The following is a 2,714-nucleotide window of genomic DNA, read 5'->3' as shown; positions in this document are numbered from 1 at the left end:
GGCCACACACCCACCTGGCCCACCAACACCACCACCCACACCCCCCTCCCCACCTACCCCTTCCAACACCACACCTACTGGCTCCACCACACACCCACTACAGAGCAGACTGAGATATCCGACCTGGGTGAAGCACAGTTCTGGGACGCCGTTGAGCGGGAGGACGCCGAGATTCTGTCCCGGACCTTGGGGCTGGTTGACTCGGACGGTGGGGACGCGCTGGGCACGGCGCTGCCCGCTCTCGCGCAGTGGCGGCGTCGGCAGCGTGAGCTGTCAGCCGTGGACTCGCTGCGCTACGGCGTCGAGTGGGTGCCGGCGTCAGCTGGTGACACGAGCGGTCTCCGGGGAGCGTGGTTGTTGGTCATGCCCGCGGAGCTGCCGGACCCGGAGGTGAGCACCGCCCTCGCCCAGGTCCTCACTCAGGGCGGCGCGGTCGTGCGGCTCGTCACTGTCCAGCCGCACGACGAGGCCTTCGGACCCGTCACTGATGCGCTGCACGACGGGGCGCGTCCTGCAGGGATCCTGTCGCTGCTCGCACTGGACGAGCGCCCTGATGCGTATCACGGCCCGCTGACGTCCGGCACTGTCGCCACCATCGGGCTGGTGCGGGTGCTCGCGGAGCACAGTGTGCCCGCTCCTCTATGGTGCGTGACCAGCGGTGCGGTGGCGACGGGGCGGTCGGACCCGCTGCGCAGCGATGCCCAGGCGCAAGTGTGGGGCCTCGGACGGGCCGTGGCCCTGGAGGGTCCGATCGTCTGGGGCGGTCTGGTGGACCTGCCCGAGCGGCTGGACGTACGGACTCTTCAGCGTCTGACGGCGGTGTTGGCCAACGCCGGGGACGTGGCAGAGCCGGGCTCGGCCGAGACCCCGACGCAGGGCGGCCACCGCTGCGGCGGCGAGGACCAGATCGCGTTGCGGCGGTCCGGGCTGTTCGTACGCAGGCTGGTGCGGCGCCCGGCTGCTGAGCGGCGTGTCACCGGAGGCACTCCGGGGTGGAAGCCGCGCGGCACCGTCCTCATCACTGGCGGGACGGGCGCTTTGGGAGGTCACGTGGCACGTCGGTTGGCTGCTTTGGGGGCGGAGCACCTGCTCCTGGTCGGCCGACGGGGTGCGGAGGCACCGGGTGCAGAAGCGCTGCGGGACGAGTTGGTCGCCATCGGCGCCAAAGTGACCGTCACGGCGTGCGACGTGGCGGACCGGGCCGAGGTGGAGCGGCTCCTGGATTCCGTACCGGCGGAGGTCCCGTTGACGGCCGTCGTGCACACGGCGGGCGTCGGCCAGTTGAACCCCCTGTTGGATACGTCCGATGACGAGTTCGCCGAGGTCGTACGGGCGAAGGTGGCGGGTGCGCTTCACCTCGACGAGCTGACGCATGGGTGTGCGTTGGACGCGTTCGTCCTCTTCTCGTCCGTGTCCGGCGTGTGGGGCACCGGTGGACAGGCGGCGTACGGCGCCGCGAACGCGCAGCTCGACGCACTGGCACAGCGCCGTAGGAGCCGAGGACTGGTCGCGACGTCGGTCGCCTGGGGGCCATGGGCCGATGCGGGAATGGCGCTGGGTGAGGCCGGCGAGCACTCGCGCCGCCGTGGCCTGCTGCCGCTGCGGCCCGAGCTGGCTCTCGCATGCCTGGAGCAGGCGATCACGGAGACCAGCGACACCTCTCTGACCGTCGCCGACGTGGTATGGGAGACGTTCTATACGACCTTCGTGTCGGTTCGGCCGAGCCCGTTCCTGTCATCGATCGCCGAGGTACCCGACGTGGGTGATACGGCCGGCGCGTCGGCCGTATCGGACAGCACTGACACGATGCCCGGACAGGCATTGCGGCGGCGCCTCGGTGCGCTGCCGCCCGGTGAACGCCGTTCCTGGCTGCTGGCCGAGGTGACGCGGGAGGTGGCGGCGGTGCTCGGGTACACCGGGTCCGGGGAGGTCGACGCCGACCGTCCCTTCAAGGCTCTGGGCTTCGACTCGCTGACTGCAGTGGAGTTGCGCGGCAGGCTGAGCGCAGCGCTCGGTGTCCCACTGCCGGCCACGATGGTCTTCGACCACCCCACACCGGACCGGCTCGTCGCCCATCTCGCCGACACTTTCACCGCGGACGGCTCCGCCATGGACGCTTCCGAAGCGTTGAAGAGTGGTCCGGGCGACGACACTGACCCGATCGCCGTCGTCAGTATGAGCTGCCGTTTCCCAGGCTCGGTACGCGGGCCCGAAGACCTCTGGGAACTTGTCCGCGCTGGTCGGGACACCACCGGCGACTTTCCGTCTGACCGGGGCTGGAACCTCGACGCGCTCCTGGAGTCGGCGCCCGACACGGCCGGCAGCAGCTTCGCCACCTCCGGGAGTTTCCTGTATGACGCGGCCGACTTCGACGCGGAGTTCTTCGGGATCTCGCCGCGTGAGGCGCTGGCGATGGACCCGCAGCAACGCCTGCTCCTGGAGACCTCATGGGAGGCGTTCGAGCGGGCGGGCATCGACCCGTCGTCGCTGCGCGGCAGCCGCACCGGCGTCTTTGTGGGCGGTAACGGACAGGACTACGTCTCACTGCTCTCCGGCGACGACGCTGGCGCCCGAAGCACGGAGGGTTACCGGCTGACAGGCAACACGACCAGCGTGGTGTCCGGCCGTATCTCCTACACGTTCGGTCTGGAAGGCCCGGCGGTGACCGTGGACACCGCCTGCTCGTCGTCGCTGGTCGCCCTGCACCTGGCCAC

1 protein-coding gene is annotated in these 2,714 nt (G+C 70.2%); it reads left to right on the top strand.

All coding sequences use genetic code 11. The features are described 5' to 3' along the window. Positions 1 to 2,714, top strand: a 2,714-nt coding sequence (locus ABT245_RS45655; protein WP_351747019.1) for an SDR family NAD(P)-dependent oxidoreductase, incomplete at both ends; no start/stop codon positions are given.

This window comes from Streptomyces sp. NPDC001508 (assembly GCF_040298665.1).
Taxonomy (GTDB): Bacteria; Actinomycetota; Actinomycetes; order Streptomycetales; family Streptomycetaceae; genus Streptomyces.
This window is presented reverse-complemented; position numbering and strand designations above follow the sequence as displayed.